General features: G+C 61.9%; 1 pseudogene. It reads left to right on the plus strand.

Annotated elements, in window-relative coordinates:
* A pseudogene (locus B447_RS21635) lies at positions 1–218 on the plus strand (metal-dependent hydrolase); the annotation flags it as partial.
* Positions 219–336: the final 118 nt, after the last annotated feature.

The following is a 336-nucleotide window of genomic DNA, read 5'->3' on the forward strand; positions in this document are numbered from 1 at the left end:
TGCGCTACAAGGAAAAGCAGGCGCTCGCCGAACTCCTGAAGAGGCTGCGCTCGGAAGGCATGGCCACGCTGATCGTCGAGCACGACATGGATTTCGTGATGAACCTGGTCGATCGCGTGGTGGTGATGGAGTTCGGCCAGAAGATCGCCGAAGGCCTGCCGGAAGAGGTGCAGCAGAACCCGGCGGTGCTTGAAGCCTATCTGGGCGGCGTGGAGTGAGCGAGGAGAACGCGATGACACAACAAACCCAAGCCAGCGCGCCCTCGAACGCGAGTGCGAAGAACCCGGTGCTCGAGGTCAAGGAGCTGTGTGTGTCCTACGGCAAGGTGGAGGCGCT

The sequence above is a fragment of the Thauera sp. 27 genome, from assembly GCF_000310125.2.
GTDB classification, from domain to species: domain Bacteria; phylum Pseudomonadota; class Gammaproteobacteria; order Burkholderiales; family Rhodocyclaceae; genus Thauera; species Thauera mechernichensis.